14 protein-coding genes are annotated in these 15,832 nt (G+C 63.1%); 6 read left to right on the forward strand and 8 right to left on the reverse strand.

The features are described from left to right. Positions 1–50: 50 nt before the first annotated feature. From FY112_RS21325 to FY112_RS21350, 6 genes are all read left to right on the forward strand, one after another. The gene (locus FY112_RS21325; protein ID WP_131718863.1) at positions 51–1,853 is read left to right on the forward strand and encodes a sensor histidine kinase; all 1,803 of its coding nucleotides are present in this window, start codon (positions 51–53) and stop codon (positions 1,851–1,853) included. Further along, entirely contained in the window at positions 1,850–3,184 is a 1,335-nt protein-coding gene (locus FY112_RS21330) for a sigma-54 dependent transcriptional regulator (RefSeq protein WP_017961950.1), read from the forward strand. The genes FY112_RS21325 and FY112_RS21330 overlap by 4 nt, the downstream gene beginning before the upstream one ends. Before the next feature lie 228 nt (positions 3,185–3,412). After that, positions 3,413–4,396, forward strand: coding sequence for a tripartite tricarboxylate transporter substrate-binding protein (locus FY112_RS21335; RefSeq protein WP_077979636.1), 984 nt, complete (start codon positions 3,413–3,415; stop codon positions 4,394–4,396). A gap of 213 nt (positions 4,397–4,609) precedes the next feature. Continuing rightward, positions 4,610–5,071 carry a tripartite tricarboxylate transporter TctB family protein gene (locus tag FY112_RS21340; protein WP_151519223.1) on the forward strand — a complete coding sequence of 154 codons (462 nt, stop codon included), beginning with the start codon at positions 4,610–4,612 and terminating at the stop codon, positions 5,069–5,071. A 9-nt stretch (positions 5,072–5,080) separates the two neighbouring features. Beyond that, positions 5,081–6,586: a tripartite tricarboxylate transporter permease gene (locus FY112_RS21345; protein WP_017961947.1), complete on the forward strand. Its 1,506-nt coding sequence runs from the start codon at positions 5,081–5,083 to the stop codon at positions 6,584–6,586. 167 nt (positions 6,587–6,753) lie between these two features. Beyond that, a complete protein-coding gene (locus FY112_RS21350) occupies positions 6,754–7,923 on the forward strand; it encodes a M20 aminoacylase family protein (RefSeq protein ID WP_151519224.1) in 1,170 nt (389 codons plus the stop codon). A gap of 31 nt (positions 7,924–7,954) precedes the next feature. On the opposite strand, the gene FY112_RS21355 is transcribed toward FY112_RS21350, so the two are convergent. The 8 genes from FY112_RS21355 to FY112_RS37960 form a co-directional block, all read right to left on the reverse strand. Beyond that, the gene (locus tag FY112_RS21355) at positions 7,955–8,800 is read right to left on the reverse strand and encodes a metal ABC transporter permease (protein ID WP_017961945.1); all 846 of its coding nucleotides are present in this window, start codon (positions 8,798–8,800) and stop codon (positions 7,955–7,957) included. Beyond that, entirely contained in the window at positions 8,797–9,657 is an 861-nt protein-coding gene (sitC, locus tag FY112_RS21360; protein WP_017961944.1) for an iron/manganese ABC transporter permease subunit SitC, read from the reverse strand. Before sitC ends, FY112_RS21355 begins: the two co-directional genes overlap by 4 nt. Next, positions 9,654–10,559 (reverse strand): manganese/iron ABC transporter ATP-binding protein, encoded by a 906-nt coding sequence (locus tag FY112_RS21365; protein ID WP_017961943.1) that lies wholly within the window; start codon positions 10,557–10,559, stop codon positions 9,654–9,656. The genes sitC and FY112_RS21365 overlap by 4 nt, the downstream gene beginning before the upstream one ends. After that, complete coding sequence (locus FY112_RS21370; protein WP_094087491.1) at positions 10,556–11,488, reverse strand: metal ABC transporter substrate-binding protein; 933 nt, start codon at positions 11,486–11,488, stop codon at positions 10,556–10,558. The genes FY112_RS21365 and FY112_RS21370 overlap by 4 nt, the downstream gene beginning before the upstream one ends. A gap of 246 nt (positions 11,489–11,734) precedes the next feature. Then, on the reverse strand, positions 11,735–13,522 hold the full coding sequence (locus FY112_RS21375; RefSeq protein ID WP_131718866.1) for an adenine deaminase: 1,788 nt from the start codon (positions 13,520–13,522) through the stop codon (positions 11,735–11,737). Beyond that, complete coding sequence (locus FY112_RS21380; protein WP_151519225.1) at positions 13,519–14,439, reverse strand: nucleoside hydrolase; 921 nt, start codon at positions 14,437–14,439, stop codon at positions 13,519–13,521. Before FY112_RS21380 ends, FY112_RS21375 begins: the two co-directional genes overlap by 4 nt. A gap of 4 nt (positions 14,440–14,443) precedes the next feature. Then, positions 14,444–15,469 (reverse strand): ABC transporter ATP-binding protein, encoded by a 1,026-nt coding sequence (locus tag FY112_RS21385; RefSeq protein ID WP_151519226.1) that lies wholly within the window; start codon positions 15,467–15,469, stop codon positions 14,444–14,446. Beyond that, a partial coding sequence (locus FY112_RS37960; RefSeq protein ID WP_246700724.1) for an ABC transporter permease subunit occupies positions 15,462–15,832 on the reverse strand: 371 nt, incomplete at its 5' end. The genes FY112_RS21385 and FY112_RS37960, both read right to left, overlap by 8 nt.

Genomic DNA, 15,832 nt, shown 5'->3' on the forward strand with positions numbered 1-15,832 from the left:
GAAAAGGGGAGGAGCCGGTTCTGTCTTCGAGATATCGTGCGATAGCGGCGTTGCTGGTAGTGCCGCTGATCATCTTCGCCTTCTTCACCTATGGGAGCGCGATTGCGACGCGCGCCTACATGGAGGAAGCCTCGGCGCAGGCGGGAACGGCGCTGCGCCTTGCCGTTTCGGCACTCAGCGGTCATCTCAACCGCTACGAGGCGCTGCCGGCGCTGATCGCCGATCACGACGACATCAAGGAACTGGTGAGCGCGCCTGAAGATACGGCGCTGCGCGATGCGGCAAATCTCTATCTCAAGGAGATCAACGGGCTGCTGAAGTCCTCCGATATTTATGTGGTGAAGCCCGATGGAGAGACGATCGCGGCCAGCAATTACGATGGGCCTGCAAGCTTCGTCGGACAGAATTTCAGCTACAGGCCCTATTTCCAGGATGCGATCGAAGGCCGGCAGGCACGGTTTTACGCGCTCGGCACCACCTCGCTGAAGCGCGGCTACTATTTTGCCGCACCGATCCGGACCGGCGCGGATATTCGTGGCGTCATCGTCTTCAAGGTCGACATCGACATGATCGAATCCTCCTGGGGCGGCGGCGAATATAAGATCTTCGTCTCCGATCCGGAGGGCATCATCTTCATGTCCGGCAGCCCGGAATGGCTCTATGGTGCGATCCTGCCGCTGACGGCCGACCGCGTCGCCCGCACCGAGGCGTCGCGGCGTTATGCCAATGCCAGGCTGGCGGCGCTGCCGGTGACGCGTCACCACTTCGAGCAGCATGAGCTGATGACGCTGGCCGGCGAGCGCGGTTCGAGCGAATATCTGGTGCTCTCGCATTACATGCCGGCCGAGGACTGGACGGTGAACGTGCTGATGGAGACGAGTTCCATCCGTGCCCAGGCACGCACGGCGCTTGCGGCAGTCTTTCTCTTCCTCTGCATCGCCGGGCTCGCGGTGGCGGTTCTGCGCCAGCGGCGGGCGCGGCTTGCCGAGCGCATGCAGATGCAAGCCGAAGCCCGCAACGAGCTGGAGCGGCGCGTCGAAGAGCGCACAGCCGATCTTGCCCGCGTCAACAGCCGCATCGAAGAAGAGATCGCCGAACGGCGGCTGACCGAGCAGCAGCTCCGACAGACACAGGCCGATCTGATCCAGGCGGGCAAGCTTGCCGGGCTCGGGCAGATGTCGGCTGCCCTTTCGCACGAGTTCAACCAGCCGCTCGCCGCCGCCAAGACCTATACGGACAGCGCCTCCGTTCTCATCGACCGTGGGCGGACGGAGGAGGCGCGGGACAACATCCGGCGTATCGGCGGGCTGATCGACCGTATGGCTGCGATCAGCCGGCACCTGCGCAACTTCGCCCGCAAGCCGAACGAGAAGCTCGGTCCCGTTTCCCTCGACGAGGCGATGCGCGATACGCTCGAGATCATCGCCTGGCGGCTGAAGGCGGCGGATGCCGAACTGCTGCTCGCTCTCGGGCCGCATCCGCCGGTGGTGCGCGCCGGTTCGGTGCGTCTGCAGCAGGTGCTGGTGAACGTGATCTCGAATGCGGCCGATGCGGTGGAAGGGCTGGATGATCGGCGCATCGAGGTTTCGGCCTTCGAGGAGGCCGGTAAGGTGGTGCTGACTGTGCGGGACCACGGACCGGGCGTGCCGGCGGCGATCGCCGAGCGTATCTTCGATCCCTTCTTCACGACGAAGGGCGTCGGCAAGGGGCTCGGCCTCGGGCTTTCGATCTCCTATAACATCATCAAGGATTTCGGCGGCAGCCTTACTGCTGCCAATCATCCCGAAGGGGGCGCGGTGTTCCGCATCGAGCTGCAATCGGCGGCAGGGCTGATGCCGGAGGCAGCGGAATGAACGATGCGAAGATCCTGCTGGTTGACGACGAGGAGGAACTGCGCCGCTCGACGGCGCAGGCGCTGGAGCTCTCCGGCTTCAGTGTCGAGACCTATTCGAACGGCGACCACGTGCTGGAGCTGATCGGCTACAGCTTTCCCGGCGTCGTCGTCAGCGATATCCGCATGCCCGGCATGGACGGCATGACGCTGATGCAGAAGATCCGCGAACTCGACCCGGAGGTGCCGGTCATTCTCGTCACCGGCCACGGCGACGTTCAGCTTGCGGTGAAGGCGATGCGCGAAGGTGCCTATGATTTCATCGAGAAGCCGTTCACGCCGGAGATGCTTGCCGGCGTCATCCGCCGGGCGATGGAGCGGCGCGGCCTGGTGCTCGAAAACCGACTGCTGAAAGCGGTTGCCGGCAAGCGCGACGATATCGAGGCGCGGCTGCCGGGGCGCACGCAGGTGATGGTGGATCTGCGCTACCGCATCCGGGCGATCGGGGCGAGCGATGCCGATACGCTGATCGTCGGCGAGACCGGGGCCGGCAAGGAGGTGGTGGCGCGGGCGCTCCACGACATCAGCGCCCGGGCGAGCCGGCCGTTCATCGCGATCAATTGTGCCGCATTGCCGGCGAACCTGATCGAGAGCGAGCTTTTCGGCCATGAGGTGGGGGCCTTTCCGGGCGCGGTGAGGCCGCGTTACGGAAAATTCGAACATGGGCGCGGCGGCACGATCCTGCTCGACGAGATCGGCTCCATGCCCTTCGACCTGCAGGCGAAGTTCCTGCGGGTGCTGCAGGAGCGGGTGATCTCCAGGCTCGGTTCGAACGAGGTGGTGGCGCTCGACGTGCGCTTCATCGCGACAAGCAAGGTCGATCTGGAGGCGGAGGTGGCGGCGGGGCGCTTCCGCGCCGACCTCTTCTATCGGCTGAATGTCGCGACGTTGCACGTGCCGTCGCTGTCGCAGCGGCGGGCGGATGTTCCGTTGCTTTTCCTGCAGCTGGTGCGGGAGGCGGCGGCCCGCTACGGCCGCGACGAGATGGCCGTGCCGCCAGACGTGATTTCCGACATTGCTCAGCGCGACTGGCCCGGCAATGTGCGTGAGCTGAGGAATGCCGCCGACCGTCTGGTCCTCGGTCTCGACAATGGCGGGCGGCAGGCCGAGGAGGCGACCGGGCTTGCGGAGCGCGTCGCCGAATTCGAACGCGGGGTCATTGCCAGCGCGCTAGTGGCGCATGGCGGCAGCCTCAGGCCGGTCTATGAGTCGCTCGGCATTTCCCGGAAGACCCTCTACGAAAAGATGCAGAAATACGGTCTCGACAAGCGCATGCTGACCACCGAAAGCTAGCCCGGAGCTGGGTGGCGCTGCAATCTCGCGGGGCGATGGGTGGATTTCCACCCACCGCCAGAGCCGTTTGTTTCCAAATCGACCCATGCTGCATCGCACTGTCGTAAAATCGTCTTTCGAAAGCGATCGCAATGATTGCGGGTCGATTTTTCCAGGCGGCAAATAGGTGATCCGAACCGGCGCGGAGGATGTGTCGGCGGGCTTGCTTATTTCATCAGGGAGGAAACGATGAAAATTCTGAAGGCCATGCTCGGCCTGACCGCGGCTGCCGCGGTCTCTCTTCTCGCCGGCGCCGCTTCGGCGCAGACCTATCCCGAGCGCACCATCACCATGGTCGTGCCCTTTGCGGCCGGCGGCCCGACCGATACCGTCGCGCGCCTGGTCGCCGAATCCATGTCGAAGGATCTCGGCCAGCAGATCGTCGTCGAAAATGTCGGCGGCGCCGGCGGCACGCTCGGCGCTGGCCGCGTGGCGAATGCCGATCCCGACGGTTACACCATCCTGTTGCACCATATCGGCATGGCGACCAGCGCCACGCTCTACCGCAAGCTCGCCTATGACACGCTTGGCGCCTTCGACTATGTCGGCCTCGTCACCGAGGTGCCGATGACGATCGTCGCCCGCAAGGACATGGAGCCGGCCGACCTCAAGGGGCTGATCGATTATATCAAGGCCAACAAGGACAAGGTGACGGTCGCCAATGCCGGCATCGGTGCGGCTTCGCATCTCTGCGGCATGATGTTCATGAGCGCCATCCAGACGCCGCTGACGACCGTTCCCTACAAGGGGACCGGACCTGCCATGACCGATCTGCTCGGCGGTCAGGTCGACGTCATGTGCGACCAGACGACCAACACGACGAAGCAGATCCAGGGCGGCACGATCAAGGCCTATGCCGTGACCTCGCCCAAGCGCCTCGACGTGATGAAGGACATTCCGACGGCCGTCGAAGCCGGTCTGCCCGGTTTTGAAGTCGGCATCTGGCACGGCATCTATACGCCGAAGGGCACGCCGGCTGAGATCAACGAACGCCTGTCGAAGTCGCTGCAGGTGGCGCTGAAGGATCCGAATGTCGGCGCCCGCTTCGCCGAGCTCGGCACGGCGCCATCCTCCGACGCTGATGCGACGCCGGCTGCGCTGAAGGCCAAGCTCGAAAGCGAGATTGCCCGCTGGAAAACGGTGATCGAGGCCGCTGGCGAATATGCCGACTGAGGATTATCCTCCTCCAGGCATGCCGAGAGAGCCCCTCACCCTAACCCTCTCCCCGTGAACGGGGAGAGGGGACTTGCGTCACTATAGCGGCGGCAAGGGGCGAAGGGCTTGCAGCATTTTCCCTTCTCCCCGCATGCGAGGAGAAGGTGCCGGCAGGCGGACGAGGGCAATCGCAGCAGCAGTACGTCACGAACCATCTCCCCAGGAGACACCATGAAATCCATCAGTTTCGATACCACCAATGCGATTTGCGGCGCGCTTTTCGTCGCGACCGGCGCTTTCTTCGCCATCCAGTCGCTGGGGCTCGACCTCGGCACGACGGTGCGAATGGGGCCTGGTTATTTCCCGCTGGTGCTTGCCGCCGTGCTCGTGCTTCTCGGCGCGATCATCTTCATTCAGGCGCTGCGGGTCGAGGGCGAGCCGATCGACCCGTTTGCCTGGCGCGGCATGCTCTTCATCCTGCCGGCACCGGTATTCTTCGGGCTGACGATGCGCGGTCTCGGATTTGCACCGTCACTGTTCCTCACCGCCTTGATCGCCTGCTTCGCATCGCAAAAGATGAACGTGTTCTTCGCGATCATCCTGTCGTTGCTGCTGACGATCTTTTCGGTTGCGGTCTTCAGCTACGGGCTCGGTCTGCCGTTCGAGCGCTTCGGCCCCTGGGTCCGGTTCTAGGAGACGATGATGGATCTTTTCAGCAATCTCGCGCTCGGCTTTGCAACAGCCGGCACTCCGGAAAACCTGCTCTTCTGCCTGCTCGGCGTGCTGCTCGGCACGCTGATCGGCGTGCTGCCCGGGATCGGCGCCACGGCGACGATCGCCATGCTCTTGCCGATCACCTTCCAGCTCGAACCGGTTTCCTCGCTGATCATGCTCGCCGGCATCTATTACGGCGCGCAGTACGGCGGCTCGACGACGGCGATCCTGATCAACATGCCGGGCGAATCCTCCTCGGCCGTCACCGCGATCGACGGCTACCAGATGGCCCGCAAGGGCCGGGCCGGCGCAGCGCTTGCGATCGCGGCACTGGGCTCGTTCTTTGCCGGCACGGTCTCGACCTTCCTCGTAGCGATTTTCGCACCGCCGCTGACCGCAATCGCGCTGCAATTCGGCTCGGCGGAATATTTCTCGCTGATGATCGTCGGCCTCGTCTCCTCGATCGCGCTCGCGCATGGCTCGGTCGTCAAGGCGCTGGCCATGGTGGCGCTCGGGCTGCTGCTCGGCCTCGTCGGCACCGACATCTACACCGGCACGCCACGCTTCACGCTCGGCATCCGTGAATATGCGGACGGGCTGAACTTCGTGGCGCTTGCCGTCGGCGTCTTCGGCGTGGCGGAAATCCTGCGCAACCTCGAGGGCGAGTCGACACGCACGGTGCTGATGGCTAAGGTCACCGGCCTTTTGCCGTCCCGCCAGGAATTCAAGGAAATGATTGCGCCGGTCATTCGCGGTACGGCAATCGGTTCGGCGCTGGGCATCCTGCCGGGTGGTGGCGCCATTCTCGCGGCCTTCGCCTCCTACACGGTGGAAAAGCGGATGTCGAAAACGCCGGAGGAATTCGGCAAGGGTGCGATTGCCGGCGTTGCGGGACCGGAATCGGCGAACAATGCCGGCGCGCAAACCTCGTTCATTCCGCTCTTGACGCTCGGCATTCCGGCCAATCCCGTCATGGCGCTGATGGTCGGGGCGATGATCATCCAGGGCATCGTACCCGGTCCGAACGTCGCCACCGAGCAGCCGGCGCTGTTCTGGGGCATCATCGCCTCGATGTGGATCGGCAACCTGATGCTGGTCATCCTTAACCTGCCGCTGATCGGGCTCTGGGTGAAGCTCTTGACCGTGCCTTACTACGTGCTCTTCCCCATCATCATGGCCTTCTGCTCGATCGGGGTCTACAGCGTCAACGCCAACGTCTATGATCTCTACGCCGTCGCCTTCTTCGGGCTCATCGGCTATGTGCTGGCGAAACTTCGCTGTGAGCCGGCGCCACTTCTGCTCGGCTTCGTGCTCGGGCCATTGCTCGAAGAAAACCTCCGGCGCGCCATGATCCTGTCGCGCGGCGATCCGACCACCTTCGTTACGCGGCCGATCAGTGCCATTCTTCTGGCCATTGCGGTCGCCGTCCTCATTGTCGTCTTCCTGCCGAGCGTCAAGAAGAAGCGTGAGGAGGTGTTCGTCGAGGAGGCCTAAGGACGACATCATGCTCTAACTCATTAATTGAGAACAGGATTCAGATTTAGGCCGGCCTAAATCATCCTGTTCTGGGGGTTGAACTTGTGGGCCGTTTGGTGAACAAGGAATGATCTGACGCGGGCGCCGGTTGGGCGCCCGTTTCGCATGACAGGATATCCAGGCTCATGAGCATTCCCGCCCGGATCAAAGACGATCTGCCGTTTCTGACCTCCCTGCGCCGCGACCTGCACGCCCATCCCGAACTCGGTTTCGAGGAGGAGCGTACCGCCGGCATCGTCGCGAGGCTTCTCGAGGAAGCCGGCATCACGGTGCATCGCGGCCTCGGTGGCACCGGCGTGGTCGGCACGCTGCAACTCGGCAACGGCACACGCAGGATCGGGCTGCGCGCCGACATGGATGCGCTCGCCATGCCTGAAATGGCGAAGCGGCCCTATAAATCGACCGTGCCCGGAAAAATGCATGCCTGCGGCCATGACGGTCATACGGCGATGCTGCTTGGCGCCGCGCGGCATCTCGCGGCAATGCGGGATTTTTCCGGCACGGTACATTTCATCTTCCAGCCGGCCGAGGAAGGGCGAGGCGGAGCAAAGCGCATGGTCGAGGAGGGGCTGTTCAAGCTTTTCCCCTGCCATGCCGTCTATGGGCTGCATAACATGCCTGGGCTTGCGGTCGATGAGATCGCCGTGGTCGAGGGGCCGCAGCTTGCCTCCTCCGATAGCTGGCGCATCACCTTCCGTGGGACCGGCACGCACGGCGCCAAGCCGCATCTCGGCCGCGATCCGATCACGGCGGCCGGGACCTTCCTATCATCACTGCAGACGATCGTCGGGCGGGTGGTCGATCCGCTGCAACCGGCCGTCGTCAGCGCCTGTTTCCTGCAGGCGGGCGACTCGAAGGCGCTGAACGTCATTCCTGATATCGTCGAGATCGGTGGGACTGCGCGGGCCTATTCACCCGATGTGCGCGACCAGTTGGAGACCGAGATCGGACGATTGGCGCATGGCACTGCCGCCATGTACGGCATTGCTGTGGACTATGTATTCGAGCGGCGGATTCCGCCTGTCATCAACGATGCGGATGCGACCGCACGGGCGCTCACGGCCGCCGGCTCGGTCTTCGGCGGGAAGGTGCAGACAAGTTTTCCGCCGTCGACGGCAGGCGACGATTTCGCCTTCTTCGCCCAGAACGCGCCGGGCTGCTATGTCTGGCTCGGCAACGGTCCGGCGCTGGATGGGGCGCTGCATCACAACACGGCCTATGATTTCAACGATGAAGCGCTGGGATATGGGGCGGCCTATTGGGTGGCATTGGTCGAGCGAGAATTGAAGGTTTGATTATCTGCTGCAGCGACTTCGTCAATGTCCATCAGTCGATCGGCGATTCCTCAACCCGGGCCGTCCCGCGCGTGGCATGAATGAAGGCGAGCACGAAGCCGATCGCCAGCACAAGCACGATGGTCGGCGCCGGCGCGCTGTCGATGAAGAAGGAAAGGTAGACGCCGACGAAAGAGCCGATCACGGCAATGACGACGGAGAGGAGCAGCATCGTGCTGAACTTGCGGGTGAGCAGAAAGGCGATGGCTCCCGGCGCAATCAGCATGGCGATCGAAAGGATGATGCCGACCGCCTGCAAGGCGCCGACGATCGTCAGCGAGATGAGGGCGAGAAGGCCGTAATGCAGCAGGTTGATCCTGAGGCCCACCGCCCTCGCCTGGGCGGGGTCGAAGGCGTGCAGCAGGAAGTCCTTCCACTTCACACCAAGAATGACAGCCGTGATCGCGGCGATGACGGCCGATTGCCCGATGTCGCGCCAGGAGACACCGAGCATATCGCCGAACAGGATGTGGTCGAGATGCACGTCGGACTGGATCTTGACATAAAGAACCAGGCCGAGCCCGAACATTCCGGAGAAAACGATGCCCATCACCGTATCCTGTTTGATACGGCTGTTATCTTTCAGAAAACCGGTGGCGATAGCACAAAACATGCCGGCCACGAAGGCGCCGACCGCGAAGGGTATGCCGATGATATAGGCGATAACCACGCCGGGGAAGACGGCGTGGCTGATGGCGTCTCCCATCAGAGACCAGCCTTTCAGAACCAGGAAGCAGGACAACAGCGCCATCGGGATTGCGACCAGCACCGAGATCACCAGCGCATTCACCATGAAGCCGAACTGGAAAGGCGAAAGAAGCGTGTCGACCATGTTCATGGCGCTGCCTCCAGTGCCCGTGCGGCGCGTCTGCGCGCTGCCAGCATGCCGTGTTTGGGTGCGAAGAAGAACGCGATCAGGAAGATTGCCGTCTGTAGCACCACGATGATGCCGCCTGTCGCGCCATCGAGGAAGTAACTCGCATAAGCGCCCACGAAACTGGTCATCGATCCGATGATGACGGCGATCACAAGCAGCCGCGGGAAGCGGTCAGTCAGCAGATAGGCGGTCGCGCCAGGCGTCACCACCATGCAGATGACGAGGAATGCACCGACTGTCTGCAGCGCCGCGACGGTGGAGGCGGACAGCAGCGTGAAGAAAATGACCTTGAGAGCGGTCGGATTGAGACCGATCGATCGGGCATGGCTCTCGTCGAAGAAAGTGACCATCAGGTCCTTCCATTTGACGAGCAGGACAGCGAGTGACACGAAGCCGATGATGGCGAGTTGCAGCGTATCCTCGGGCGTGATGGCGAGAATGTTGCCGAGCACGATCGTCTGGATGTTGACCGCCATCGGCTGGAGCGAAACCATGAACAGGCCCAGCCCGAAGAAAGAGGAGAAGATCAGGCCGATGATGGCATCTTCCTTCAGCTTGGTGCGCTGGTTGAGGAAAAGCATCGCTGCGGCAGCGAGCCCTCCGGAAAAGAAGGCTCCGATCGAAAAGGGAAGTCCGAGCATATAGGCGCCGGCAACGCCGGGAACGATCGCGTGCGAGAGTGCGTCGCCGATCAGCGACCAGCCTTTCAGCATCAGATAACAGGAGAGGAAAGCGCAGACGCCGCCGACAAGGGCGGACACCCACATGGCATTGACCATGTATTCATAGGTGAAGGGCTGCAGGAGGTCGGCTATCATTCCCGCCCCCCATTGCCACTATCGGGGCCCCGGGCAGTCGCTTTGCCACCCTGCAGAATCAAGGGGCGCTCATCATCGGTTATGACGCCGATCGACGTTGCCCTGCCGTTCTGCGCTCCGCTCAACACGAAATGACGCAGCACGCCACCAAAGGTCTTTTCCAGATTTTCCTGCGTAAAAGTCTCGACGGTCGGGCCGTAGGCGAGCACCGTGCCCTTGATCAGGATGGTCCGGTCGCAGAATTCCGGCACGGAGCCGAGATTGTGGGTGGAGACCAGCATGACGCGGCCTTCATCCCGCAGTTCGTGCAGGAGCTTGATGATCTGGTCCTCGGTCTTTACGTCGACGCCGGTAAAGGGTTCATCGAGCAGAATGACCCGGCCGTCCTGCGCCAGTGCTCGCGCCAAAAAGACCCGCTTCCTCTGACCGCCGGAAAGCTCGCCGATCTGGCGCTTGCGGAACTCGCTCATGGCGACGCGGGCGAGCGCGGCCGCCACTGCCTCGTGGTCCGCGGCCTTCGGGATGCGCATCATGCCCATGTGGCCGTAGCGGCCCATCATTACGACATCCTCGACCAGCACCGGGAAATTCCAGTCGACTTCTTCCGATTGCGGCACATAAGCGACAAGGTTCTTGCGCAGCGCCTCTTCGACCGGCATGCCAAGCACGCGAATGTGGCCCCTGGCGAGACGCACGAAACCCATGATCGACTTGAAGAGTGTCGACTTGCCGGAACCGTTGACACCGACCAGCGCGGCGATCGTGCCCGTGGGGATCTGGAAACTCGCGTCCCTCAGGGCCGTATGTCCGTTGCGGTAAGTGACGGTCGCATCCTTTACCGTGATCCCCGATCCCGCATCCGAGGATGCGGGACGGACATGATTACCAAGCAGCACGGTCATTGCGACAACCCATCGGCAAGACCCTTCGCGACGGTATCGGAGGTCACGCGCAGAAGATCGATATAGGTTGGCACCGGGCCGTCGGCTTCGCTCAGCGAGTCGACATAGAGGACACCGCCATAATGCGCGCCGGTTTCGCGCGCCACCTGCCGGGCCGGTTTATCGGAAACGGTGCTTTCGCTGAAGACGGTTGGAATCTGGTTTTCCTTCACCGCATCGATCACCTTGCGGACCTGCTGGGGCGTGCCCTGCTGGTCGGCGTTGATTGGCCAGAGATAGAGTTCCTTCAGCCCGAAATCGCGTGCGAGGTAGGAAAAGGCGCCCTCGCTTGAAACCAGCCAGCGCTTGTCCTCGGGAATTTTTTCGAGGGTGGCGCGGATCGGAGTGATCGTCGCTTCGATCTTCTGCTTGTAGGCCTCGGCGTTAGCCTTGTAGGTCTCCGCATTCGCCGGATCATACTTTGCGAAAGCATCACGGATATTGTCGACGTAAATCAGGGCGTTCTTCGGCGACATCCAGGCGTGGGGATTGGGCTTGCCTTCGTAGGGGCCCTCCGAGATGCCCAGCGGTTCGATGCCATCGGAGACGACGGCACCGGGGACGTCGTGCAGGTTCTGGAAGAACTTTTCGAACCAGCGCTCCAGATTGAGCCCGTTCCAGAGAATGAGCTGTGCGCCTTGTGCTCGCTGGATGTCACCCGGTGTCGGCGCATAGTTGTGGATCTCCGCGCCCGGCTTGGTGATCGATTCCACGACCGCAGCATCACCGGCCACGTTTTTTGCCATGTCGGCAATCACCGTGAAGGTCGTCACCACCTTGAACTTCGAATTGCTTGCCTGTTGGGCGACGGCGGGAAAAGCAGCCAGCACGGCCGCGAATGCCACCCCAATAACTCCGGCCAAAACCGACCGTCTTTCCCTATAGAGCATATATTTCTCCTCTTGCTGCTATTGCGACCGAATTGCAATAGCCGCGGAGAGTCGAACAAGTTGCGATTCAGAACGATTTGCAAAAATGCTTGACGACTCTTACTCCGACTATTGTGCAATTAAGAATGAATTGCAACAAATGATCCGAATTAGAGGCCGAAAAATGAGGACAGGAGGACCCGACGGGTTGGCTGCGCTCGACCTCATCGAACAAACGCATACTGGGAGCTTGCGCGTGCCTGGCCTTTACAAAACCTTCAGTACCGGGTTTTCCAGCACCTTGCCCGTTACCACATCGGCAATTCCCCGATCGGTCTGATGCGGGCCGAGATTGCAGGCGAGTGTTGCGCCGAAGCAGGCCTTGAAGACCAGATAGGGCGGCTTCCACGTGACGATCTTTTCCATCTCCTTGCGGATGCCGGCGAAGGCCAGGGCCGTATCCTTCAGCGATGCATCGGTCACCAGGCCGGAGAGCGGCAGCGGAAGCATCGCCTCGATCTTACCGTCTTTGGCCACCGCCATGCCGCCGCCGGCTGATATGACGGCGTTGGCGGCGAGCGCCATGTCGCCCGCATTGCCGCCGAAGACGGTAAGGTTGTGGCTGTCATGCGAAACGGTGGTACAGAAGGCGCCGCGCCATTCACCCCAACCAGTGAGGAAGCCGATGCGCGGTATACCGTCAGCCTTGCCGTGGCGGTGGACGACTGAAATCATGGCGCTGCCGGCCGGCGGCACGATGAAACCATCCCTGACCTCGGTTTCGGCCTCGCCCCATTGCGTGAAGCGCGGGCGGTCGATGGTGGCGACGCGGACGCGCTCCCCCTTCGCCGGAATGCGAAAGTCATTCTCGGTCAGCGGCGGCAGCTTCACCGAATTGACAAGCGGCGCCGTATCGATCTGTTGGACGGTAACCTGCATGCTGCCGTCGCGGGCAACGATGCGGCCGCCTGATATGACGAGCCGCGCCCGGAATTCCGCGAGGTCTTCGAAGAGCACGATGTCCGCGCGGCGGCCGGCGGCGACGAGGCCGAGATCGGAGCGCTTCAAACGTTGTGCGGCATTGAAGGTCGCGGCACGGATGGCCCATTCCGGCTTCATGCCGTAGCGCACCAGGCGCCTGATGACGTCGTCGAGGCCGCCGCCTTCATGGAGTTCGTCCGGAAAGACGTCGTCGGTGCAGAGCGTGACGGTCGGGGGCAGGTGGCCGAGACCGTTCAGCACCTCGACGAACTCCTGCAGCAGATGGTCGTGAGAGCCGCGCAGCTCGATCGTCAGGCCGGCGGAAAGCTTGGCGAGGAGATCGGCGCCGGAGGTAAGTTCGTGGTCGGAGGTGATGCCCGATGCCATGAAGGCGTTGAGATCGGCGTCTTCGAGGCCGCGGGCATGGCCGCAGACGAGCTTGCCGGCGGTAAGGCCGGCATTGACGATATCAGTCATGCGCGGATCGCCGTCGATGACGCCGCGCATGTTCATCACTTCGGCGACGCCGCCGACGGCGGAGGAGTGCAGCATCTCGGTGATCATGGAGGCATCGAAATCGGCGCCGGCAAGTTCCAGGCCCGGCGCGGAGGGCACACAGGAGGGCGCGAGAAGGATCATACGCAGCGGCAGGCTGCGCGCCGCCTCGATCGCCCAGCGCACGCCGTCGAGCCCATGGACATTGCCGAATTCATGCGGATCCCACACGATCGTGGTGACGCCGCGTGGCAAGACCGCGCTCGCATATTCGGCGGGTGTCACCATCGAACTTTCGATATGCATGTGCGTGTCAATCAGGCCGGGCGTCAGGATACTGCCCGCCGCATCGATGATCTCGACGGCATCCGTGCGGCTTGCCGGGGCATGAACGCTTGATATCAGCGCGCCGACGAGGCCGATATCGGCTTGCCGGATCAGGCCCGTCACCGCATCGAGCAGCCGGCCGCCGGTGATCAGCATGTCGAAGGGGGCATCGCCGCGTGCAGCAGCGACGGCGCGGGCGCGCAAGGCAGGATCGTTGAGATCGGCGGGTTCTTGGCGAGCAGTGGCGTTCATTTGCGGGCCTCGTTGACCAGGGCAGCGAGAATGATGACACGCGCCATGTCGGCATCGATGTCGGCGGCGAATTGCGCATTGAAGGTCGCATGCGTGGCGCGGGTCTCGACGACGGTACGGCCGCGGGTCAAGGCGCCCTGCAGCTCGACGTCGATACGGGCAGGGCGGAAGCTGACGATATCTGGAGCGACGAAGGCGACGGCGGCGGAAGGATCGTAAATTGCCATGGCCGGGCGGCCGCGGCTGGTGCCGATGCGGATATAACCCGAAAACATATCGGCGATCAGCTCGGCATTGGCGCCGCCGGCGTTGCGCACCGGCTCGGCGTCTTCGGGTCTGGCCAGCACCTTGCGGCAGAGGTCGAGATCGACCATGCGCAGCGGCAGGCCATGGGCGATGACGATCGAGAGAGCCTCGGGATCGGCGAGCGCGTTGAACTCGGCGGAGGCCGTATGGTTGCCTGACGTGACGCCGCCGCCCATCCAGACGAGTTCGGTGATGCGGGCGGCGAGATCGGGCCGGGCGAGCGCCACGGCGGCGATATTGGTGAGCGGGCCGAGCGCCAGGATGCGATGCTGCCCTTTGCGCTCCAGCCAGCGGTAGAGTGCTGTGAAGGCATCGCTTTCGGCAAGGGCCGCAGCCTTCGGCAGGCTCTTGCCAATTGTGGGGATGCCGGTTTTGCCCAGGACCGCCTGAGCGGTTTCGAGCTTGCCGAGCACCGGCATGGCACGGCCGGTGTGGATGGGAAACTTCCAGCCGAAGGTGCTGGCGGCGCCGGCAGCGTTCAACTTCACCTGCGGCAGCGGCGTGTTGCCGAAGACCAGTGATATTCCGTCGATCTCGAATTCCGACTGTCCCACCACCAGAATGGCGGCGATGTCGTCGAATCCCATGTCCGTGTCGATCCAGACGCCCATGATTTCACCCGAACCGTTTGAGGCTTGCCGCCCTGGCAACCGGCAGATCGAAGGCGAGCGGGCTGCCGATCTCGTGCGGCGGCAGGCCCGCATCGATCTCTGCCTTGATCGGGCCGAGCGGAGTGTCGAGCAGGTATTCGCGGGTGTTGCCGGCGAAAGACGTGCCGCGCACAGTGCCTTGGAAAGCACCGGAGCCAAGGGTCACCATGCGCGGACGCCAGGCGAGGCCGGCTGCGGCTTCCGGAGCCGGGCCGGGAAGTCCGACCGGCCCATTCGGCGTCGCAAGCTTTCCATCCTTCAGCGCGAAGACATTCTCGAAGCCGACGAAATCGGCGACGAAGGCTGAGGCCGGATTGTTGTAGATCTTCTCCGGCGTACCGATCTGTTCGATGCCGCCGTTCAGCATCACGACGATGCGGTCGGCAAGCGCCAGGGCTTCCACCTGGTCGTGGGTGACGAAGATCATGGTGACACCGGTCTCCTTGTGCACGCGCTGTAATTCGGCGCGCATTTCAAGGCGAAGGCGGGCATCGAGATTGGAGAGCGGCTCGTCGAGCAACAGCACCTTCGGCTCCATCACCATCGAACGAGCGAGCGCCACCCGCTGCTGCTGGCCGCCGGAGAGTTCGGCGGGCTTGCGGCCGGTAAAAGCCGAGAGCCCGACGGATTTCAGGCCGGCCCCGACGCGGGCATCGAGATCCTCCGCTGAAATGCCCTTGAGACGCAGGCCGAAGGCGACGTTCTCATAGACTGTCAGATGCGGGAAGAGGGCATAGGACTGGAAGACGAGGCCAACGGCACGTTTGTTGGCGGAGACGCGGGTGATATCGGCGCCGTCGACGCGGATGCGGCCGGAGGCCGGCGTCAGCAGGCCGGCGATGGCCCGCATCGTCGTCGTCTTGCCGCAGCCGGAGGGGCCGAGAAGCGCCACTAGCTCACCTTTGCCGATCGCAAGGTCGAGGTCCCGCACCGCGACCGTGTCGCCATAGGCAAGGGTCAGCTTGTCGAGTTGAAGATAGGCATCAGACATAGCGCGAGAATCCCAGGAAGCGTTCGGCGAGAAAGACGATGCCGATCGAGAGAAAGGCGAGAAGGGCGGAGAGCGCCGCGATGGAAGGATCGTAGGTGGTTTCCATGTAACCCAGCATGTCGATCGGCAGCGTGCGGACGCCGGGACCGGACAGGAAGAGCGAGACCGGCACCTGATTGAAGCTGGTGACGAAGCCGAGGATGAAGGCGGCAAGGATGCCGCCGCGGATATTCGGCATCACCACGCGGAAGAAGGCGCCGAGCCGCGAGGAACCGAGCAGGACGGCGGCCTCCTCGATGTCCGAGCGCAGATTGTCGAGGCTCGCCGAGACGACGCGCACGGCATAGGGCAGCACCAGGGCCG

Source organism: Rhizobium sp. PEPV16, assembly GCF_008919455.1.
Classification (GTDB): Bacteria; Pseudomonadota; Alphaproteobacteria; order Rhizobiales; family Rhizobiaceae; genus Rhizobium; species Rhizobium leguminosarum_Q.